Genomic DNA, 19,121 nt, shown 5'->3' with positions numbered 1-19,121 from the left:
GCCACGGTCAGTTGCGCAGTCGTCCATGACGCTGCGTTGACTTAGAACGAAGCTTGCAACGAAAAGTATGGATACCCGGGTGAGGGCTAGGGAATTCTTGGCCTGCGGACAAGACCCACGGGCGCGGTTTTCCGTCGGGACGACGGCGCCCCCTTCACGGTTTCACGCCGCATGGACGCGGTGGAGGAAAGTCTCGATCGCGGACCGCATGTTGTTTGCGCTGGCCGCGACGTGATTGGCCCCGTCCCACACCGTCCCGGCCTGCGTCTCGTTCGAGGCGGCCGCCTCGCGAACGCTGCCGATGCTGCCCGAGATCGTGCGGGCCTCGGCCGCCGCGTTCGCGATCGCCTGGGCGATCTCCTGGCTGGCTTGGCCCTGCTGCTCGGCGGCGGCGGCCACCGTGGAGGCGGCGTCGCTCATCTTCGCGATGGTCTGTCCGATCGCCCCGATGCCCTCGACCGTCCCATCGGCGGCGGCCTGGATCGCCGCCACCTGCGCGGTGATGCGATCCGTCGCCGAGGCGGTCTGCCCCGCGAGCGCCTTGACCTCGGCGGCGACGACGGCGAACCCCTTGCCGGCCGATCCGGCCCGCGCCGCCTCGATCGTCGCGTTCAGGGCAAGCAGGTTGGTCTGCTCCGCGACGCTGCGGATGAGGGAGACCACGGCCTCGATCTCGGTGGCCGCCCTCGCCAGTCCGGCCACCGTCCCTTCGAGGGCCTGCGCGTCGGAAAGGGCGGTGCCCGCGATGTCGCTGGTATAGCGCACCTGCTCCTCGATCGCCCGGGCGGAGCTGGACAGCTCCTCGGCGGCGCCGGCGATGCTGTTGACGACTTCCACGGATTGCCCGGAGGCGAGGGTGGCCCGGCCGGCTTCGTCGGTCGTCCGCCGCGCGGTGGCGGACACCGTGTCGGCCGCGCCCTGCATCGCCTCGGCCGCGCCGGCGAGGTCCGCAAGCGTGCGTCCGGTCTCGACCTCGAAGGCGTGCGTCGCCTGGGCCAGGGCATCCGCCCTGAGCGCGTCCCGGCCGGAGCGGGCCACGGCGTCGGCATCGAGCGTGCGCTTCTCGATCAGGGAGGTGCGGAACCCTTCGATGGCGCGGGCCATCTCGCCGATCTCGTCGCGACGCCCGGTGAACGGCACGCGCTCCTCAAGCCTGCTGGCCCCCAGCGCCAGCATCGTCGCCCGGAGGCGATGGAGGGGGCGCCGAACCTGCGTGGAGATGATCCAGAACGCGGCGAGGAGGCCAAGGATCAGCGCCACGGCCGGGACGGCGAGCAGCATCAGGGTCGTCCAGCGGCGGGCCTCTTCAGCGGCGGCGCGCTGGGCGTCCAGACGGGCCAGGGTCTCGCGCCCGAGCGTGCCGATCTCGGCCACCATGCGCTCGCGGTTCTTCACCGTGGCCTCGTCGGTGGCCTGGATCAGCGCGGCCTTGGGCGACAGGGTGAGGCCCATCTCGGCCGTGTCGGTCTGGTAGGCAATGAACTCCTTCACGGCGAGGTCGAGCTTGCGCTTCCGCTCGGCCGACACCTGCTCAGCCATGGCCGCGAGGAAGGGGCCGCGGGCCTGCTCGACCGCGGCCAGGGCCTCCTGAAGCGCGGAGAGCCGGGTCTTGGCCTCGTCGATGTCGGTGGCGATGTAGATGGCGGTGGCCTGGACGACGGCGTGCTCGATCGCCTGCGCCAGCGTCTTGGCCTGAAGGCTGGCGTTCCAGGTGGCCTCGGTCGCGACGGCCTGCCGCCTCTCGCCCTTGGCTTGGCGGAGGGCGAAGGCCGAGATGCCGATGGCGACGAGGCCGAGCAGGCCCACGACGCCGGTCAGCTTGTGGCCAAGGGTGAGGCGCATGGGGCGTCCGTAAGCAACCGAGAGATGACGACGCCTAAGAGCGCGACCAAGCGTTGCCGGCGGGTTAAGTGTAGCCGAGCACATATCCCTGCAACGGTAGATTTTACTTCCGTTGCGGGGATCGTTCACCCGACCTTGCTTGATCTTCCCCGGCGTCCATTGCGGATCGACTTGGCAGTGGCGACACGATGCCCCGGCCTATCGGGCAGCCTGTCGCCAGCTCGTCGGATCGTCGAAGACCCCGGCCCACAGGCCGACACGCTGTCCCCAGGCACGATCGGCCGCCTTCTTGTAAGACGCAGGCGCGTCGCTGGTGGGGACCGCGTAGCCACGGGCGATCATCCAATCACCGAGGTCTTCGGCCCCCATCCGGCAGACCGCCACGGCCGATCGATCGTCCGCAGGCCCCGACCGCTCGCAGGTCAGCCCTTCCGTTCCGATATGCGCGGTCAGTTCGGCGGCGGCGCGGCGTCCGCAGGTGTAGGGGGCCTCGTGGGCATCCCAACAGGTCGTCTTCGCGGCCGGGGCGACGATCCCGCTGAGCGTCACGGGAACGCCCCCGACCACGAGGGTCGATCCGTCGACGACCGTGGCCCGTCCCTGAAGCAGATCCCCGGCTTCGGCCGGCCTGCCGGCGAGGGCGAGAGCCAAGCCGGCGGCCAGTGCCAGCGCGAGGCCGGGAACCCGGTGGCGGTTCGAGGACGGCGGCGACGGGCACAGGAGGGTGCCGGCGATTGCGGCGGCGGCGGTGAGGAGGATACCGAGGATGAGGGACATAGCTGGTCAGTTCCGCGAGTGAGGTTTCTGCGGAGCGTTCTGCCGGATGCGAGACCCGCCACCCTGACGGATCCTGTCAGCCTCTCGTCAGGTTCAGTGTCCCAAAGCGCCTGGACCCATGACCCACTGCCGAATCCTCCTCGTCGCCCTCCTGTGCTCCGGCCTCGCCGGGGTCGCGCCGTCGCGCGCGGACGACGACGCCGACCGGGCCCGGGGGGCCCTCGAACGCGGCGAGATCCGGCCCCTCGAAGAGGTCCTGCGGGCCGCCCGGACAGCCGTGCCCGGCGACGTCGTCTCCGTGGACCTGAAGCGTCACGACGGGCGCTGGCTCTATAAGCTGCGCATCCTGGACGCGGACGGCAAACGCCGCACCGTGAAGGTCGAAGCCCGCACCCTCAAGATCCTCGACGAGGACGACGATGACTGACCTCACAGGGGAGTCCGTCCGGTGCGGGTGCTGATCGTCGAGGACGAGCCCCGCATCGCCGCGGACGTGAAGGACGGCCTGGAACGGGCCGGCTATGTCGCCGACGTGGTCGCCGACGGCGAGGCCGCGTGGTTTCGCGCCGACACGGAGGTCTACGACGCGATGGTGCTCGATCTCGGCCTCCCCCGGCTCGACGGCCTGGGCGTCCTGCGCCGCCTGCGCGCGGCCGACGTGGCGATCCCCGTCCTGATCCTCACCGCCCGTGACGGCTGGCGCGAGCGCGTCGAGGGCATCGATGCGGGCGCGGACGATTACCTCGTCAAGCCGTTCCGGATGGAGGAGTTGACCGCGCGCCTGCGCGCCATCCTGCGGCGCACCGCAGGCCATGCCTCGCCGGTCCTCCGCGCCCAGGCCGTCGAGCTCGATACCCGGACCCGCGCCGTCAGCGTCGCCGGCCGCGAGGTCGATCTGACCGCATTGGAATACCGCCTGCTCAGTTTCCTCATGCACCGCCAGGGACAGGTGGTGCCGGCCGGCGAACTCCTCGACCACCTGCACGGGGTGGGCAGCGACCGCGAAGCCAACGCCCTCGAAGCCCTGCTGACGCGCCTGCGGCGCAAGCTCGGTTCCGGGGTGATCGAAACCCGGCGCGGCCAGGGGTACCTCGTGCCTGCGGATCACCCGAAGGCACCGACCCCGTGAGGGGAAATTCCCTGCGCCTGCGGCTCGGGCTCGCCGCCGCCGCGTTGATCGGCCTCGCCCTGCTGCTGGCGGGCTTCGGACTGACGATCATCTTCGACCGCGTGCTGGAGGCGCGCACCGCCGACGAACTCGACCGCGCGGCCAAGCTCCTCGTCGGACGGGTCGGGCTGGCCCCCGACGGCGCCCCCACCCTGTCGCGCGAGCCCCCCGATCCCCGGTTCGCGACGCCCTATGGCGGTCTCTACTGGCAGATCGAGGCCCCGGACCGGAAGCTGCTCCGCTCGCGCTCGCTCTGGGACAAGCAGCTCGACTTGCCCGACGATCGCGGCGGGGATGCAGCGACGGTCTCCGACGCGACGGGTCCGGACGGGGGGCGGCTGATCGCCCTGTCGCGGTCCATCGAGATCGGCGGAGCCGGCGGGACGGCGACGCGCCTGCGGGTCGCCGTGGCCGAGGATCGGCGCAGCTTGGCCGCGAGTCGGGCGACGTTCCTGAGCCTGCTGGTGCCCTCGCTCGCGGCACTGTTCGGGGCCCTCACCCTGGCGATGGCGGTGTTCGTGCACCGGGCGCTCGCGCCGTTCCGCGCCCTCCGGGCCGACCTCGCGGCGATCCATGCCGGAACGCGGGAGCGGCTGCCCGAGGCCTTCCCCGACGAGGTGCGCCCGCTGGTGTCCGATCTCAACCGGCTGCTCGACGCCCAGGAACGGGCCCTCGTGCGGGCGCGCGCCGGTGCGGCGGACATGGCGCACGGGCTGAAGACGCCGCTGGCCGTGCTCGACGCCGTGAGGCGCGGCCTCTCCGCCGCGGAGCCGGTGCTGGCGGAGGAGATCGCGGAGCAGACGCGGGCGATGAACGGGCAGGTCGAGCGCGCCCTGGCCCGCGCCCGCCTGACGGAGCGGGCGAATCTGCAGAAACGGGTCTGTGCGGTGTCGCCCGTCGCCGAGCGGCTGATCGCGACGATGCAGCGGCTGCCCGAGGGGGGCTCGCTGAGCTGGGATGTCGCGATCCCGGCCGGGCTGACCTATCCAGGCGACGAGGGTGAGTTGATGGAGGTGTTGGGCAACCTCCTCGACAACGCCCGGAAGTGGGCTCATCGGCGCGTTCGTGTGACCGGCACGGGGGACGGGTCACGCGGCTGCCTGTCCGTCAGCGACGACGGGCCGGGGATGAGCCAGACGGCGCTCGCGGGGTTGGGGCGCGGGGTACGCTGGGACGAAAGCCGTCCGGGCACCGGATTCGGGTTGGCCATCGCCCGCGACGTGGCGGGGGCGGCGGGCGCGCGGATGGAGTTTGGCGTCGGGCCCGGTGGGGGGCTGGAGGTGCAGGTGCTCTGGAACGCCGGCTGACGTCACCAGCCCCTGCCCCGGGTGACAGGCCGCCCAAGCGGCGGTGTCGGCGAGGCACGCGGCCTGCCTGACCTGTCGTCGAACGGTGATGAAGCTGTGGCGTTGCTCGCCCGTCCCACCCAGGCCGGAGATCGAGGTGCGTCCCGCGTCCCGCACCATCCTCTGTTTGCTGACCGCGCTTGGCCTCTGGCTTCAGCCCGGCCCCGCCGCCGCGCAGACCGAGGCCGCCCGGGTCGCCGCCGAGGGCATCGCCATCGGCGCGCCGACCGGCGCGGGCGGCGATCCGCAGACATCGGTGGCCCAGCCGGTCTTCTCGGTGGGACGCGCGGCGGAGGTGACCACCTCGTTCCAGCCGCTCCTGGGGCCGGCGGGCGACCCCGGCGGCTACCGCGCCTTCCTGGAACGGCACGGGATCACCTTCGGGCTGATCGCGGTGGCCGAGACCTACCGCAACCTGCGCGGCGGCCTGCGGCGGGGTCCCACCGGCCTGACGCTCCTCGACCTCGACGTCGATGTCGATCTCGACACCTTCGCCGGCTGGAAGGGAGCCACGGCCCACGCCACGCTCTACCAGATCCAGGGGAGCGGGACCTCGCGCAGCCGGGTCGGCAACCTCATGACCGTAAGCGAGATCGAGGCCCTGCCCGCCTCGCGCCTGTCGGAGATCTGGCTGGAGCAGAGCCTGTTCGACGACACGCTATTCCTGCGCATCGGCCAGCTCTCCGCCGACACCGAGTACATGGTGAGCCAGACCAGCATCCTGTTCGGCAACGGCACGTTCGGCTGGCCCGAGATCTTCGCGGCGAACATGGTGGATGGCGGCCCGGCCTATCCCCTCTCGGCACCGGCCGTGCGCCTGAAATACGTGCCGACGCCGGAACTGTCCTTCCAGGCGAGCCTGATCGACGGCACGCCGGGCGGCGGCGACCCGCGTGCGGCAATCGACCCGCAGCGCCGCAACCCGAACGGCCTCCGCTTCCCCGTCTCCGACCCGCCGCTCGTCATCGGGGAGGTCTCCTACGCCTACAACACCCGCCCCGGCGCCCCGGGCCGGCCGGGCACCGTGACGCTTGGAGGCTGGCACCGGTTCGGCCGCGTCGATGCCCTCACGCCCGATCCGGCGAGCGGCCTCTCTCGACGGGTCTCGGGGGATTCCGGTTTCTATGGGTTGATCGACCAGACGATCTATCAGGAGCCGGACGATCCCAACGACGGCGCCAGCGTCTTCCTGCGCGCCTCCGCCTCCCCCGGCGACCGCAACCTCGTGGACCTCTATCTCGACGCCGGCATCGCCTATCGCGGCCTGTTCCCCGGCCGGTCCGACGATACGCTGGGCCTCGCCGTCGGCGTCACCCGGATCTCCCGCGCCGCGCGCCGCCTCGACACGATCGCCGCGGTGCTGGGTGACGCGCCCACCCCCCGCCGCAGCGCCGAGACGCTGGTGGAGGCGACCTATCAGGCCGTGCTCGCCCCCGGCATCGCCCTGCAGCCGATCGTCCAATACGTCGTCCATCCGGGCGGCGGGATCGCCAACCCGCGCGATGTGGACGGCAAGCGGGTGCGCAACGCCACGGTGTTCGGCCTGCGCTTCATCACCCGCTACTGATTGGGTGGTTCAATCCCGCGGGGGGCGGATGCCGAGGCCGCGGATCACGCCGAAGGCCACGAGCGCGGAGAGGCCGGCGACGGCCATGGCCACGAAGGAGCCCCCCTCGGCCTCGGTGAGCGGCAGGCTCTTGGTGTTCATGCCGAACAGACCCGTCACGAGGGTCGGGGGTAGGAACAGGGCGGTCATCACCGACAGCGTGTAGAGCTGCCGGTTCGAGGCCTGCGCGAGGTAGGAGGACAATTCCTCCTGCATCAGACGGCTGCGGTCGGCCAGCATCACCATGTCCCGGTCCAGGGCATCGAGGCGCTGCGCGATCCGCGCGGCCGCAGCGGTCGCGGCGGGCGGAACGTCCTCGTCGGCGGTTTCGAGGCGGTGGAAGACGGCCCGCAGGCCGAGCAATTGCCGGTGAAGCCGCACGGCATCCCGCCGGATCGGCCCGAGCCTGCGGCGCTCGCCGCGCACGCGCTCGTCGAGGATGTGATCCTCGATCTCGTCGAGTTCGTCCGCGAGGCGGCTGCCCGTCCCGACCATGGCGGTGATGACGTGATCGACGATCCCCTCCAGCAGGTGGACCGGCGCAAGGATGCAATGCCCCTGGGCCGCCGCGTCCCGGGCGAGGTCCGGCCCGAGCACGGGATGGCGGCGGCCGCTGGCGAGGAGCCGCGGCCCCATCACGAAGTGCAGCCGCCCGCCCGCATCGACGGTGCGGCCCTCGCCGGCCTCGCGGACGAGATCGGCGACCACGCCGCCGATGTGACCGGCCTCGACGACGATGCGCTGGTGCGGATCGCTCGCGAAGGACGCGGCCGCGAGATGCGGCGGGCCGAGGCGCCCCTCCGCGACAAAGGCCGGCAGGCGCGCGTCGTTCAGGTTGAAGTGCAGCCAGGTGAAGCCTTCGCCGAAGCCTCCCGGATGGAGCGGCGGCTCGTCGCTGTCCACCGGATGACCCCGGCCGGTCTCATCGAACCGCATCGCCCAGAGCAGCCCCGGCAGGGGCGGCTCGTCGCAGAGGCGGCGGGGACTCGCGCCGGCCAGGGCCTCCATGGTCGTCAAAAGACGTGGCGGAGGATGAAGAACAGCGTGCCGGCGATCAGGATGGCGGCCGGCAGCGTCGTCACCCAGGCGAGCGCCATGTTGCGCACGGTGGCGATCTGCAATCCGGAGCCGTTGGCGGCCATCGTCCCCGCGACGCCCGAGGACAGGATGTGCGTGGTGGAGACCGGCAGGCCGTAGAGCTCGGCGAGCCCGATCGTGCCCGCCGCGACGATCTCGGCGGACGCACCCTGCGCGTAGGTGAGGTGGGTCTTGCCGATCCGCTCGCCGACGGTGACGACGATGCGCTTCCAGCCGACCATCGTGCCGAGGCCGAGAGCCAGGGCGACGCAGACCTTCACCCAGTCGGGGATGTAGCGCGTGCCGGCGTTGAGCAGGTCGGTATAGCCCTTGAGGGTCTTGCTCTCGGCCTCCGAGAAGCTGGCGCCGGTCTTCGGCAGCAGGCGGATCGCGTCCGAGGCGAGGTACATGTCGTTGCGGACGTTGGAGGTCGCCGCCGCCGGGACCTGCCGGATCGAGCCGTAGCCCTGCACGGCCTTGGCGATGTCGGTGGAGAGGGCGGCCAGCGCCGCGTAGACCGGCGGCTTATCGAGCTCCTTCGCCTTCAGCGCGTCGCTGACGACCTTGCGGGCTTGGGCCGGATCCGGCTGGGCCGCGCCGTTCGCCCGCGGCGCGAAGACGCCGCTCGCGGCCTGCGAGGATTGCACGAAGGCCGGCGTGGCGTCGGCGGTCATGGTGCGGTTCAGGGCGTAGGCGGTGGGGGCGGCGCCGATCAGGATCAGCATGATGAGGCCCATGCCCTTCTGCCCGTCGTTGCCGCCGTGGAAGAAGGAGACCAGCGTGCAGGTCAGGATCAGCAGGCTGCGGATCCACAGGGGCGGCGGGGCATCGCCCTTGGGCGCCTCGTAGAGGTCCTTGCGCCGCACCGTGAACTTCAGGGCCAGCAGCAGCAGCGCGGCCAGCACGAAGCCGCAGATCGGGCTGAAGGCGAGCGCCTTGAACACGCCGAACGCCTGGTTCCAATCGACGCCGGAGGTGCCGTCCTGCCCGCCCATGAGCTGGTTGGCGAGGCCGACGCCGAGCACCGAGCCGATCAGTGCGTGGGACGACGAGTTCGGCAGGCCCAGCGCCCAGGTGCCGAGGTTCCAGATGATCGCCGCGAGCAACAGCGCGAAGATCATCGCGTAGCCCGCTCCCGAGCCGACCTGGAGGATCAACTCCACCGGCAGCAGCGTGACGATGGCGTAGGCCACCGCGCCGGAGGAGAGCATCACGCCGAGGAAGTTGAACGTCCCCGACCAGATCACCGCGACGAGGGGCGGCATGGAGTGGGTGTAGATGACCGTGGCCACCGCGTTGGCGGTGTCGTGGAAGCCGTTCACGAACTCGAAGCCGAGGGCGATCAGCAGGGCGAGGCCCAGCAGGGCGAAGGCGCCGTAGGCGAGCGGCGCCTCGCCGACCGCGTTCATGTCGGTGACCAGGCTGACGACCGCGTAGGCGAGTCCCCCCACCAGGACGAGCAGGAAGGCGATCACGCCCCCCGGATGCATGGCATGGTCGAAGCGAGGCTTGCCCGCAGGCGAATGTCCAACCGCTCCGGTCGGAGCAAGGGCGGCGTCGGCCATAGCAACCTCAAAAAAATCACGGTTTCCGAAGGATTAAAGTCGGCTCGTGACGGTCAGGTGACGTGCTGTGGATGGCTTCGCCGTGCCGTTCGTGCCGATCACGGCCCGACACGAGCGACGCGGGATCCCTCACCGCTGAGCCATCCGAACCCGCGTGAGGCGAGCTTGATTTTTATCAATGCGTCTAGCCACACTATCGAGCACTAATACTTCCCATGCATACGCCATTTTTAGAAGATGATAGCCGGTGGCAAGGACTGTCATCGAGACATGGCGCAGCAAGAATATGCGGAGTTCCGGAAGAATCGCACGGGTGGATGAGGCGCCCCACGCCCGCCCGATCGACGGCGATCCTCTCGGGCCTCGTCGACCGCGAGATCCTGCCGACGCTGCGCGGCCTCCATCGCGAACAGCTCGAGTCCGCCGATCAGGATTCGCGCAAGCTGGCGAGGCTCCTGCTCGACGAGCCCGCTCGATTCCAGGCGGAGGTCATGCGGCGGGCGCTTCGCGGGACCCCTTGGCCCGTCCTCGCCGCGGAGATGCTGGCTCCGGTGGCGCGCGATCTCGGCGTGATGTGGGAAGATGATCTCTGTGATTTCCTCGACGTGACGGAGGCGATGGGACGGCTCCAGTCCGTCCTGCGGGATGCGATCGGCCCCCAGGTCGGGCGCGGCCGCGCACGGCTCGGCCGCAGCATCCTCCTCGCCGGGGCGCCGGGGGAAACCCACACCTACGGCCTCTGCCACGTCGCCGGGCTGCTCCGCGATGTGGGCTGGACGACGACGACGGTCGCGGGGACCGGTGCCGATCCCCTGGCGGCCCTCACGACGGCCCTCGCGACGGGCTGGTACGACGTCCTCGGCCTCTCCCTGGCCTGCGACGCCCATTCGCCCGCCCTGCGGCGGGCGATGCCGGTGATCCGCCGGGCCTCGCGCAATCCCGCGCTGCGCGTCGTCGTCGGAGGCGCCCTCGTCGCCCGGGGCGGCGCGGAGCCCGGCCTGTGGGGCGCCGATGCCTGCCTCACCGACCCTGCCCTGCTGTCGCCGGTGCAACCGGCCGCGTGAATGGCCCCGGCCGACCTGCAACCATTCCGGTCATGCCCGGTTGGCCCGGACCTTCCCGCCCCGAGACCGTCGCCGTGGCCCGCTACTTCTTCGAAATCGAGAACGGCGGCCTGCACCGGGACGATACGGGCGCGGAATGCCGTGACCTCGACGAGGTCCGGGCCATCGCGGTGCGGACGCTCACGGGCATCGCGGCGGAAGAGGCCGTCCTCCACGACCGGCACACGATCGCGGTCGCCGTCCGCGATGCGGCCGGAACCTCCGTGCTCGATGTGACCCTGACCTTGACGGCCGCGTGGTCGCGCCGGCCCGAGGCATAGCCGTGGCGGGCCCCCACCCCCAGACCCTGACGCCCCTCCTCCGCAAGCTCGAGAGCGTCATCCGCCTCAACGACGAGGAGCGGCGGGCCGTGCTCGCCCTGCCGCACACGATCCGGCAGGTCGGCCCCCATGAGGACGTCGCCACCGTCGGGGAACGGCCCGCCCATTGCTGCCTCGTGCTGGAGGGCTGGGCGCATCGCTACGGCTACACCGTGGCGGGCGACCGCCAGATCCTGTCGTTCTACATCGCCGGGGATATCCCCGACCTTCAGCATCTCTATCTGCCGGTGATGGACCATTCCCTGGCGAGCCTCACCGCCTGCACCCTGGCCTTCATCCCCCACGAGGCGATGCGCGCCCTCGTCGTCGGCCGTCCGGGGGTCATGGCGGCGCTCTGGCGCGACACGCTGGTCGATGCCTCGGTCTACCGAGAGCGGATCATGACCCTCGGCCGACGGCAGTCCCTGGGCCGGACGGCGCATCTGTTCTGCGAGATGTACATGCGCCAGCGCGCCGTGGGCCTCGCGGACAATCTGTGCTGTCCGCTGCCGCCGACGCAGGCGGAGCTCGCCGATGCCGTCGGCGTCACGGCGGTGCATTTCAACCGGTCTCTGCGGACGTTGCGGGCGCAGTGCCGCATCGTCCTCCAGGGCGGCAACCTGACCATCGGGGACTGGCCCGGCCTCGTGACCACGGCCGAGTTCGACCCCGTCTACCTGCATTTCGACGAGGATCGGCGCCGCTCCGGCGAACGGGCTTCGGCTTAGCGGCGAAGCATCAGGGAGAGCCGGCGCGCGCCTTCCCCCAGGGCGGTCACCAGCAGCACGGCCGTCGTCAGGCGCACCGCCCCGGCCAGGGTGGCGGCCTCGGAGCCGAGGGTGAGGATCAGCGCCGTCGCGCCGCCGGCCGGGTTGACCGCACCGAGGAGGGCCTGCAGCAGCAGGGTCCCGGCCACGGCGACCATCGTCGCGGCCACCCGCCCGGCCGTCAGGGGGTGGATCCCGCTGAAGCTCGGGTCATGCGCAGCCCCGAGCGCGTAGAGTGCCGCGAAACCGCAGGCGACGCCGCAGAGCTGGCCGACGACCGTGTTCCAGGCTCGCGCGCTCGGCAGGTCCGGCAGGTGGACCTGCAGGAGGATCGCGGCCCCGAGGCTCGGCACCAGCAGGGGCTCGCCCACGGCGAGGGAGACGGCGCCGACGAGGCCGAGCACCAGCGCCGCCAGGAGCGCCTGGAGGAGGTCCGTCGTCATGGCTGCTTCCCGTCAGGCCGCCGTCGCGTGCGGCGTCGCCCTGGGTCGGATGTCCTGCGCGGTCAGGGCGGGCGCGGGGCCGTCGAGGCGCCGGGCGAGGCGGGTCCCGAGGAGCGCGGCATCCCGAAGGCCCCGGAGCATCGGTACCGGCGCGGACGGGCTCAGGCCGCGGACATGCGGCCAGAGCTTGCTGTACCCGACCCCGCCGCCGTCCCTCACGGCGAGGGCCACGTCCCCGGTCCCGTCGCCGTGGATCCGCACGGCGACGCTGCGGATGGCCCGGAGGGGGATGTCGACCGTGCCCTGGAGGGCGATGCCGTGGCGGATCACGACGCGCAGGCTCGTGACGGTGTAGGTCGTGCTGCGGGCGAGCGCCCAGGCGAGGTAGGCGAGGATCCCCATGAGGGCCGCGCCCTGCCCTATCAGCACCGCTATGTCGAACACCTCCTCGGGGCGCAGGCCCCGGAGAGCGACGATGAGCGCGAGTTTCCACCCGAGCAGGAGGGCGAAGTAGGCCGCGAGCCAGCGCCCCTTCAGGAGGTGGCGGCGCAGGGCCGACGCCTCCGGGCGGCCCTGCCACAGGATCTGCTCGCCGGGCTCCAGGCGGACGCCCACGGGGCGCGGGGGAGCGCCGGGGGAAGTGGCGCGGTGTGGCGTGCGCATAGTCATACCCTGGGTCTCCGGCCGAGCCCGTCGCGGGCGTCCGCCCCGCCGCCGAACGCGCCTCGGCGCACGCCCTCGGCGAACATCTTGCCCCCGGCGAAGTAGGCGCTGATCCGATCCTCCTCCCGGGCGGTGATCCGGTCGGGATCCTTCAGTTCGGGAATCGCCGCGAACTGCTCGGCGAAGATCGAGCGCGTCTTCACCCGGCGGAACTTCGGGCTGACGTTGGCGAAGAAGACCGGCATCAGCCGGCGGCGCCCGTCGTTCAGCTCGACTTCGAGGTAGCGCAGCAGCTTGGCGCCGCGGTCCACCCACAGGTCGCGGACATGGCCGGCGACCTTGTCGTCCCGCCCGACCACCGGCATCCCGACCGGATCGGAATCGCCCCCTTGGACGTGCCATGCGTCGCCGACCTTGCGCAGGGGCACGAGTTGCAGCTTCTCGCCCTCCATCAGAAGGGGCTCCTCGTCGCGCAGCACCCACGAGGCCGGGCCAATGGGGTCGCGCATCGGGTTGGCGCCGGTCGGCACGAAGGCCGAGCCGGGGAACGGATGGAGATGGCGGGCCGGCACCTCCGGGGGTGAGATGAAGTTCGGCAGGGTGACCGTCCCGCCCTTCTGGAGGGTGAAGGTCTTGGGCGCGGGCGGCGGCGGGAAGCCGACGAGGGGATGGGCGCGGGGTGGCTGCGTCGGGTCCTCCATCGGATAGCCTTCGCGCTTGTCCTCGGCGCGGAGGTACCAGCACAGGGTGCCGAAGAAGAGCGCGAAGGCCCAGAACAGCACGACGACGCCGTCGATGTGCTGCGTCACCGCCCCAAGGTGGAACCCCCAGGCCCCGACCGCGTCGCTGGCGGTCGTGCTGCCGATGAGGCCCGTGGCCGGGTCGATCCCGTGGCCGGCGGATCCGGCGATCTGGCTGACGCCCTCGTTCACGGCTGGCCTCCCTGGTCGGCGGCGGAGGCGGCGTGCTCGCGGCCGGGCCCCTTCAGGCCGGGGAAGACCGTGAGCAGTTCCTGTGCGTGGTCGGCGGGCTTCGGCAGCCCGTAATGGCAGGTGCCGCACAGGACGAAGCCGTTGCCCTCCTGCGGACCGCGCATCCGGTCGGGCAGCACGATCGTGTGGGGGTCGTCCGCCGTCTCCCGGGTCTGCGGCATCCGCACCGCCAGGGGCAGCAGCACGTTGCGGTTGATGTCCCGGACCATCTGGATGCCGGAATAGCCGGTCCAGCGGGCGGGCAGGCTCTGACCCCAATCGTAGAAGGCGCGGGAGTTGTGGCAGTAGGTGCAGTTGACGCCCATGCCGGCCGACATCTGCATCATCACCTCGTAGAGGCGCTTCACCACCACCTGATCGGCCACCTGCCCGTTGGGCAGCGCCGTGTAGGACTGGGCGAGGCCCGGCGTGTCCTGAAGCAAGTAGAGTTCATAGCCGGCATTCGGGAAGAACTGGCGCACGCTGTCGCCGGACTCGTTCCAGTTCTCCGGCTTGTCCATGTGGGCGCCCTGCGGATGGGGCGGGCGGGAGAACCAGATCTCCGCCGGCACCGGCTGGCCCCGGTGGCAGGACCAGCAGGTCACGCCGGCCGCGCCGACATGCTCCGTCCAGTCCGCGTTGAGGTGGCGGACCATCTTGATCATGTCCCGCGCGGCCGCCTTGGTCGGCTTCGCGTCCGAGGCGAAATCGGCCCCCGCGTGGCAGAAGTCGCAGCCCTGCTGCGGGGCGACCCAGTTGGTGATCGCCTGCTGCAATTGCATGAACTGCCCGGCATTCAGGTCGGTCAGCACGGTGACGTTCTTGTACGCCTCCATCGCCGGGCGGGTGTCCTCGATCAGCGTCGGATTGGCCGGGGGCGGGCCGTTCCGGGTCTGGAACAGCGGGCTTCCCGTCGGGGCGTATTGCACGAGGGACGGCCCGTTCGGGCCGGTCTGGGTGCCCTTCGTCGGCAGGTTCCACGTCGGCACGAACAGGGTGAACAGGCCGGCGCAGACGAGGCCGACCGCCAGGATGGGAGGGCCGATCCTCATCGTCCGAGCACCTTGTCCTGCATGGTCTTGAGCGCCTTCGCCGGCGGCGCGGCGGGCAGGTCCGGTGCCGGCCGGTATTGCGGCGCGAGCCCGTTCTTGACGCCCCACAGGTACCAGTTGTCGACGAGCGTCCCGGTGGCGAGGATGCCGATGCCGCCGGTCAGGGTGACGAGGGTGGCGAACCAGTAGAGCCAGCGGTGGATCGACTCGTAGTTCGAGTTGAATCCCATGGTCCACCGCCAGAACAGGGCCGCGCGCTCGGCCGCCGTGCCCCGGTCGGTGATCTGATGGGTCTCGCGCTCGCCGCCGAGCGGCGTCACCGCCAGGATCGTCCCGGCATGCATGGCGAACAGCATCGTCGATCCGTAGAGGAACGAGATCGAGAGCATGTGGAACGGGTTGTAGAAGATGTTGCCGTAGCGGACCGAGAACGTCGCGGTCCAGTTCAGGTGCGGGATCACCCCGAACGGCACCGCCTCCGACCATGAGCCCATGGCGATGGGACGGATGAAGCCGAGCACGAGGTAGAGCCAGATCGCGCTGGCGAAGCACCACGGGATGTGCGTGCCCATGCCGAGCGCCCGCGCCCGGCGGTACATCTTCACCCACCACAGCAGGATCGCGGCGGTGAGGAAGAACCCCGCCATCAGCCACCAGCCGCCCTCGCGCAGCGGCGGGAACGGGTCGAGGCCGTACTTGGCCGGGGGCGGATCGAGGGACAGGAACGGCAGCAGCCGGATGAACCGAACGGGGTTCCAATCCACCGAGGCCAGCATGTTCAGGCCGATGATCTCGATGGCGATGAAGCCGCAGAGCAGGGAAGCGACCCCGGTCGGCCCGAGATGGGTCGGCAGCACCTGCATCTCGCCGATGCGCCCGAGCCATTGCGAGTGGAACGGCTTTCCGATGCGGCCGGGCGAACCGATCTGGAGCGGCGGGCCGGCCTCGTCGGGGCCGCGCAGCTCGATATGCGTCCACAGGGTGTGGAACTGCGGCATCCGGGTGGTCTCCGTGAGGATGTCGTCGAGGACGGGGTCGAGTCAGATCTTGCCGCCCGTGCTCCAGATCGGCAGGTTCAGGTACCAGTCCCACCAATAGGGCCAGCCCTGGGTCCAGAACGGCCCGGAGATGATGATGCAGACCGCGCTCCACAGCCCCGCATTCAGGGCGAGGAAGTATCCGAGCCGGTGGATGCCGATCTCGCCGATCGAATACGCGATCGTGTCGCGGAAGTAGGCGCTCTCGTACTCGTCGTACTTCACCGGCTTGCCCTTGCCGGGATTGGCCGCTGCCAGGATCTCGCCGGCATGGAGGCCGAGCGCGAAGGTCGTGGTGAAGAAGCACGTCACCGCGATCATGTGCGCGGGATTGTAGTGGAAGTGCAGGTGCTGGTAGCCGACGTTCGACACCCAATCGAGGTGGCTCATGATGCCGTAGGGGAAGCCGTAGCCCCAGGCTCCGAGCAGGATCGGCCGCACCACGTTGAGCGAGGCGTAGGCGAGGATCGCGAAGGAGAACGCCACCGGCACGTGGTAGCCCATGCCGAGCTTGCGGCAGATCTCCACCTGCCGCAGCGCCCAGGAGACGAACGCGCCGAGCGCGCAGACCGTGATGATCTGCCAGAGGCCGCCGTGCTTGAGCGGCGCGAAGGCCAGACCGTTGGCGATGGGCGGCGGATCGATGCTGATCTGGAACAACGCCCAGGTCGGGCCGATGGCGGCGCCGTAGACGATGAGCAGCGTGCCGAGCAGGGCGAAGAACGCCGCCGTGACGCCGAAGAAGCCGACGTAGAACGGCCCGACCCAGAAGTCGAACAGGCTCCCGCCCACCAGCGTCCCGCCGGCGATCCGGTATTTCCGCTCGAACGAGAGCATCGCCATGCCTGCGGCCCCTGGCACCCCATGTGTCATCGAGAAATGACAGCATGGGTGTCAGTTCGGTATGACATTTATCAAGTCCGCAGGAGGGGCGACGCGATACCGTGCGGTGGGCCGACGGGATCGGCGCCAGTGGGAAGACGGGTCGATGGGACGGATCTGGTCGGTGGCCCTGACGGCCGGATTGCTCTGCGGCGCGGCGGTGCCGGCGTCGGCCGCGCCGGAGGCGGCCCGCTGGGACACGTATTTCTATGCGGCCCCCCGCGGCAGCGCCCGGGTGCTGGATGAGATCGAACGCGAGACACCCCTCGACGTCCGGTCGTGCCAAGCGGGCTGGTGCCGCGTCGTCTACGGCGAGACGGAAGGCTTCGTGCGGGAGGAGATCGTGCACGGGCCGTCGAACGCCGTCCTGCCGGACGGCCACCGGCCGGAGGGAGCCTGCTTCACTGCGGTGCAGCCGGGCGGGGGGGCGTGGCAGGACGAGCGGTTCTGCCAGACGAAGCCGTAGCGCCGACGCCTGCCTCGGGCAGGCCGGCGGCAAAACTGATCGGCTGACGGTCTAGAGGCGTCATCCTCTGTTTTGCTCATTGCGAGAAATGGATGATTGCAGATCATCCCTCGCAAACGGATTTTTAATCGGCTTGCGAGAAATCCGTAGCGTGAAACTCGGTCTGGCACGGCACCGGCATGACCCCGCCCTTCGAGAAAGGGTGGGTTAGAAGCTCGGTGGGACGATGCTCCCCACTGGTAGCGTCGCGCGGGCCGTCTCTGCCGCCACGCAAGGATGGCACATCATGCGGCTGATCGTCGGCACACTGGTCGTCTTCGCCTGCGTCTTCGGCAGCTACTCGCAGATGGGGGGCCATCTGGCCGTCCTGTGGCAGCCCTACGAGTTCGTCATCATCCTCGGCGCGGCCATCGGTGCGTTCATCATCGGGAACATCGGGCCGGTGCTCAAGGCCGTGCCCGGCATGCTGCTCACCCTCGTGAAGGGCCCCAAATATAACCAGCAATCCTATCTCGAATTGCTGGGGATGCAGTATTCCCTGTTCAAGTTCGTGAAGTCGAAGGGCGCGATGGCGCTCGAGCCGCACATCGAAAACCCGGGCGAGTCGACGCTGTTCAACGCCTTCCCAACCTTCGCCGCGAACCATCACGCGGTCGAGTTCGTCTGCGATTACATGCGGATGGTGACGCTGGGCGTCAACAACGTCTACGAGATCGAAGTCCTCATGGATGAGGAGCTGGAGACGCACCACGAGGAGCAGGAGCGTCTCGTGTCGGCCATGCAGTCGCTCGCGGACGGCACGCCGGCCCTCGGCATCGTCGCCGCCGTGCTCGGCGTCATCAAGACGATGGGCGCGATCAAGGAGCCGCCGGAGGTGCTGGGACACCTGATCGGCGGCGCCCTCGTCGGCACCTTCTTCGGCGTCTTCGTCGCCTACGGCTTCTTCGGGCCCATGGCGCAGTCGCTGAAGAGCCTCTTCGCCGCCGAAGCCAAGTACTACCTGTCCCTCAAGGCCGGCCTGCTCGCCCATATCGGCGGCCAGCCGCCGGTGATGTCGATCGAGTTCGCCCGCAAGTCCCTGATGAGCGAAGTCCGTCCGACCTTCAACGAGGTCGAAGAAGCGACCGCCGCTCTGCCCGCCTAGTCCGGCCTCCATCTTCAGCAGGGACGTCCATGGCCACGATTATCGTCAAGAAGGTCAAGAAGGCCGCCCATGGCCATCACGGCGGGGCCTGGAAGATCGCCTATGCGGATTTCGTGACCGCCATGATGGCGTTCTTCCTGCTGATGTGGCTGATCAGCATGACGACGCAGGAGCAGAAGATCGGTTTGGCGGAATACTTCGCGCCGGCGGCGCTGAGCCCCACGAGCAGCGGCGCGGGCGGCATGATGTACGGCACCGCCCTCGATTCGGCCGGCAAGAAGTCGTCCACGCCCCGCGATACGGAGACGGGCTCCGACGAACCGGACGACACGGCGCGCATGACCAAGCCGTCCCGCACCGGCGAACTCGATGCCACCCGCTCGGCCACCGTCGCGCAGGCCAACTTCAGCGCCATGGCCAGCCTGCGGCAGGCGCTCCAGACGATGCCGGACATCAACGAGCTGTCGCACAACATCGTCATCGAGCCGACCAAGGACGGCGTGAACGTGTCCCTTATGGACGAGAACGGCCGCTCCATGTTCAAGGACGGCTCCGTCCAGCCCTACGAGCGCACCCGGCGCGTGCTGGAGACGATCGCGCCGACCCTGCGCCGTCTGCCCAACCGCCTGACGATCACCGGCCACACGGCCACCGCGCGTCCGGGCGCGACGCCGGCCGTCGAACCCTGGAACCTCACCGCCGGGCGTGCCCTCGCGGTGCGGGAGATCCTGTCGGGTGCCGGGGTGCCCAACGACAACTTCGCGTCCGTGGTGGGACGCGCCGACACCGAGCCGGTTTTCCCCGACGATCCCTACATCGCGTCGAACCGGCGGGTGACGATCACCCTGCTCAACGCGAGCCCGCCCGCGCCCTCGAACCTCCTGCGCTGACG

Annotated in this window: 20 protein-coding genes; 10 read left to right on the top strand and 10 right to left on the bottom strand. The window is 70.2% G+C overall.

Annotation, left to right across the window (positions count from 1 at the left end):
• Nucleotides 1-162 precede the first annotated feature (162 nt).
• Nucleotides 163-1,842 (bottom strand): methyl-accepting chemotaxis protein, encoded by a 1,680-nt coding sequence (locus MKK52_RS09390; protein ID WP_243953538.1) that lies wholly within the window; start codon nucleotides 1,840-1,842, stop codon nucleotides 163-165.
• A 198-nt stretch (nucleotides 1,843-2,040) separates the two neighbouring features.
• Nucleotides 2,041-2,619: a thermonuclease family protein gene (locus MKK52_RS09385; protein WP_243953537.1), complete on the bottom strand. Its 579-nt coding sequence runs from the start codon at nucleotides 2,617-2,619 to the stop codon at nucleotides 2,041-2,043.
• A 118-nt stretch (nucleotides 2,620-2,737) separates the two neighbouring features.
• On the opposite strand from MKK52_RS09385, the gene MKK52_RS09380 reads away from it, so the two are divergent.
• The 4 genes from MKK52_RS09380 to MKK52_RS09365 all read left to right on the top strand — a co-directional run bounded on the left by MKK52_RS09380 (nucleotide 2,738) and on the right by MKK52_RS09365 (nucleotide 6,700).
• Nucleotides 2,738-3,046 (top strand): PepSY domain-containing protein, encoded by a 309-nt coding sequence (locus tag MKK52_RS09380; protein WP_243953536.1) that lies wholly within the window; start codon nucleotides 2,738-2,740, stop codon nucleotides 3,044-3,046.
• A gap of 21 nt (nucleotides 3,047-3,067) precedes the next feature.
• A complete protein-coding gene (locus tag MKK52_RS09375; protein ID WP_243953535.1) occupies nucleotides 3,068-3,748 on the top strand; it encodes a response regulator transcription factor in 681 nt (226 codons plus the stop codon).
• Entirely contained in the window at nucleotides 3,745-5,094 is a 1,350-nt protein-coding gene (locus tag MKK52_RS09370) for a sensor histidine kinase (RefSeq protein ID WP_243953534.1), read from the top strand. Before MKK52_RS09375 ends, MKK52_RS09370 begins: the two co-directional genes overlap by 4 nt.
• A gap of 136 nt (nucleotides 5,095-5,230) precedes the next feature.
• Complete coding sequence (locus tag MKK52_RS09365; RefSeq protein ID WP_243953533.1) at nucleotides 5,231-6,700, top strand: carbohydrate porin; 1,470 nt, start codon at nucleotides 5,231-5,233, stop codon at nucleotides 6,698-6,700.
• Nucleotides 6,701-6,709: 9 nt separating this feature from the next.
• Here the strand turns inward: MKK52_RS09365 and MKK52_RS09360 are convergent, their stop codons facing one another.
• Nucleotides 6,710-7,747 carry a transporter gene (locus MKK52_RS09360; RefSeq protein WP_243953532.1) on the bottom strand — a complete coding sequence of 346 codons (1,038 nt, stop codon included), beginning with the start codon at nucleotides 7,745-7,747 and terminating at the stop codon, nucleotides 6,710-6,712.
• A 5-nt stretch (nucleotides 7,748-7,752) separates the two neighbouring features.
• Nucleotides 7,753-9,381: an inorganic phosphate transporter gene (locus MKK52_RS09355; protein ID WP_243953531.1), complete on the bottom strand. Its 1,629-nt coding sequence runs from the start codon at nucleotides 9,379-9,381 to the stop codon at nucleotides 7,753-7,755.
• Nucleotides 9,382-9,698: 317 nt separating this feature from the next.
• Between MKK52_RS09355 and MKK52_RS09350 the strand changes: the two genes are divergently transcribed.
• The 3 genes from MKK52_RS09350 to MKK52_RS09340 are packed head-to-tail and all read left to right on the top strand — an operon-like array spanning nucleotide 9,699 to nucleotide 11,532.
• Nucleotides 9,699-10,445, top strand: a complete 747-nt coding sequence (locus tag MKK52_RS09350; protein ID WP_243953530.1) for a cobalamin-dependent protein — start codon at nucleotides 9,699-9,701, stop codon at nucleotides 10,443-10,445.
• Between the two features lie 32 nt (nucleotides 10,446-10,477).
• On the top strand, nucleotides 10,478-10,765 hold the full coding sequence (locus MKK52_RS09345) for a DUF6894 family protein (protein WP_243953529.1): 288 nt from the start codon (nucleotides 10,478-10,480) through the stop codon (nucleotides 10,763-10,765).
• Between the two features lie 2 nt (nucleotides 10,766-10,767).
• Nucleotides 10,768-11,532 (top strand): Crp/Fnr family transcriptional regulator, encoded by a 765-nt coding sequence (locus tag MKK52_RS09340; protein ID WP_243953528.1) that lies wholly within the window; start codon nucleotides 10,768-10,770, stop codon nucleotides 11,530-11,532.
• On the opposite strand, the gene MKK52_RS09335 is transcribed toward MKK52_RS09340, so the two are convergent.
• Genes MKK52_RS09335 through pufL form a run of 6 tightly spaced genes read right to left on the bottom strand, consistent with a single transcriptional unit; the run spans nucleotide 11,529 to nucleotide 16,580 of the window.
• Nucleotides 11,529-12,014, bottom strand: coding sequence for an HPP family protein (locus tag MKK52_RS09335; RefSeq protein ID WP_243953527.1), 486 nt, complete (start codon nucleotides 12,012-12,014; stop codon nucleotides 11,529-11,531). The genes MKK52_RS09340 and MKK52_RS09335 overlap by 4 nt on opposite strands.
• A 12-nt stretch (nucleotides 12,015-12,026) precedes the next feature.
• Nucleotides 12,027-12,683: a photosynthetic complex putative assembly protein PuhB gene (puhB, locus tag MKK52_RS09330; protein ID WP_243953526.1), complete on the bottom strand. Its 657-nt coding sequence runs from the start codon at nucleotides 12,681-12,683 to the stop codon at nucleotides 12,027-12,029.
• Entirely contained in the window at nucleotides 12,680-13,609 is a 930-nt protein-coding gene (gene puhA / locus MKK52_RS09325) for a photosynthetic reaction center subunit H (RefSeq protein ID WP_243953525.1), read from the bottom strand. The genes puhB and puhA overlap by 4 nt, the downstream gene beginning before the upstream one ends.
• Nucleotides 13,606-14,700 (bottom strand): photosynthetic reaction center cytochrome PufC, encoded by a 1,095-nt coding sequence (pufC, locus tag MKK52_RS09320; protein ID WP_243953524.1) that lies wholly within the window; start codon nucleotides 14,698-14,700, stop codon nucleotides 13,606-13,608. Before pufC ends, puhA begins: the two co-directional genes overlap by 4 nt.
• A complete protein-coding gene (gene pufM, locus MKK52_RS09315; RefSeq protein ID WP_243953523.1) occupies nucleotides 14,697-15,698 on the bottom strand; it encodes a photosynthetic reaction center subunit M in 1,002 nt (333 codons plus the stop codon). Before pufM ends, pufC begins: the two co-directional genes overlap by 4 nt.
• A gap of 42 nt (nucleotides 15,699-15,740) precedes the next feature.
• Nucleotides 15,741-16,580 (bottom strand): photosynthetic reaction center subunit L, encoded by an 840-nt coding sequence (gene pufL / locus MKK52_RS09310; RefSeq protein ID WP_243953781.1) that lies wholly within the window; start codon nucleotides 16,578-16,580, stop codon nucleotides 15,741-15,743.
• A gap of 145 nt (nucleotides 16,581-16,725) precedes the next feature.
• Between pufL and MKK52_RS09305 the strand changes: the two genes are divergently transcribed.
• The 3 genes from MKK52_RS09305 to MKK52_RS09295 all read left to right on the top strand — a co-directional run bounded on the left by MKK52_RS09305 (nucleotide 16,726) and on the right by MKK52_RS09295 (nucleotide 19,119).
• Complete coding sequence (locus tag MKK52_RS09305; RefSeq protein WP_243953522.1) at nucleotides 16,726-17,085, top strand: SH3 domain-containing protein; 360 nt, start codon at nucleotides 16,726-16,728, stop codon at nucleotides 17,083-17,085.
• A 286-nt stretch (nucleotides 17,086-17,371) separates the two neighbouring features.
• Complete coding sequence (gene motA, locus MKK52_RS09300; RefSeq protein ID WP_243953521.1) at nucleotides 17,372-18,229, top strand: flagellar motor stator protein MotA; 858 nt, start codon at nucleotides 17,372-17,374, stop codon at nucleotides 18,227-18,229.
• 29 nt (nucleotides 18,230-18,258) lie between these two features.
• Nucleotides 18,259-19,119, top strand: coding sequence for a flagellar motor protein MotB (locus tag MKK52_RS09295; RefSeq protein WP_243953520.1), 861 nt, complete (start codon nucleotides 18,259-18,261; stop codon nucleotides 19,117-19,119).
• Nucleotides 19,120-19,121: the final 2 nt, after the last annotated feature.

The sequence above is a fragment of the Methylobacterium sp. J-067 genome, assembly GCF_022829465.1.
Taxonomy (GTDB): Bacteria; Pseudomonadota; Alphaproteobacteria; order Rhizobiales; family Beijerinckiaceae; genus Methylobacterium; species Methylobacterium litchii.
This window is presented reverse-complemented; position numbering and strand designations above follow the sequence as displayed.

What these genes read in the sequence shown, in the direction of transcription:
- motA (WP_243953521.1), top strand. Translation starts at nt 17,372, where the DNA reads ATGCGGCTGATCGTCGGCACACTGGTCGTCTTCGCCTGCGTCTTCGGC.
- pufL (WP_243953781.1), bottom strand. Translation starts at nt 16,580, where the DNA reads ATGGCGATGCTCTCGTTCGAGCGGAAATACCGGATCGCCGGCGGGACG.
- pufC (WP_243953524.1), bottom strand. Translation starts at nt 14,700, where the DNA reads ATGAGGATCGGCCCTCCCATCCTGGCGGTCGGCCTCGTCTGCGCCGGC.
- MKK52_RS09335 (WP_243953527.1), bottom strand. Translation starts at nt 12,014, where the DNA reads ATGACGACGGACCTCCTCCAGGCGCTCCTGGCGGCGCTGGTGCTCGGC.
- MKK52_RS09350 (WP_243953530.1), top strand. Translation starts at nt 9,699, where the DNA reads ATGAGGCGCCCCACGCCCGCCCGATCGACGGCGATCCTCTCGGGCCTC.
- MKK52_RS09355 (WP_243953531.1), bottom strand. Translation starts at nt 9,381, where the DNA reads ATGGCCGACGCCGCCCTTGCTCCGACCGGAGCGGTTGGACATTCGCCT.
- MKK52_RS09380 (WP_243953536.1), top strand. Translation starts at nt 2,738, where the DNA reads ATGACCCACTGCCGAATCCTCCTCGTCGCCCTCCTGTGCTCCGGCCTC.
- MKK52_RS09295 (WP_243953520.1), top strand. Translation starts at nt 18,259, where the DNA reads ATGGCCACGATTATCGTCAAGAAGGTCAAGAAGGCCGCCCATGGCCAT.
- MKK52_RS09345 (WP_243953529.1), top strand. Translation starts at nt 10,478, where the DNA reads ATGCCCGGTTGGCCCGGACCTTCCCGCCCCGAGACCGTCGCCGTGGCC.
- MKK52_RS09305 (WP_243953522.1), top strand. Translation starts at nt 16,726, where the DNA reads ATGGGACGGATCTGGTCGGTGGCCCTGACGGCCGGATTGCTCTGCGGC.
- MKK52_RS09360 (WP_243953532.1), bottom strand. Translation starts at nt 7,747, where the DNA reads ATGGAGGCCCTGGCCGGCGCGAGTCCCCGCCGCCTCTGCGACGAGCCG.
- MKK52_RS09385 (WP_243953537.1), bottom strand. Translation starts at nt 2,619, where the DNA reads ATGTCCCTCATCCTCGGTATCCTCCTCACCGCCGCCGCCGCAATCGCC.
- puhB (WP_243953526.1), bottom strand. Translation starts at nt 12,683, where the DNA reads ATGACTATGCGCACGCCACACCGCGCCACTTCCCCCGGCGCTCCCCCG.
- MKK52_RS09390 (WP_243953538.1), bottom strand. Translation starts at nt 1,842, where the DNA reads ATGCGCCTCACCCTTGGCCACAAGCTGACCGGCGTCGTGGGCCTGCTC.
- pufM (WP_243953523.1), bottom strand. Translation starts at nt 15,698, where the DNA reads ATGCCGCAGTTCCACACCCTGTGGACGCATATCGAGCTGCGCGGCCCC.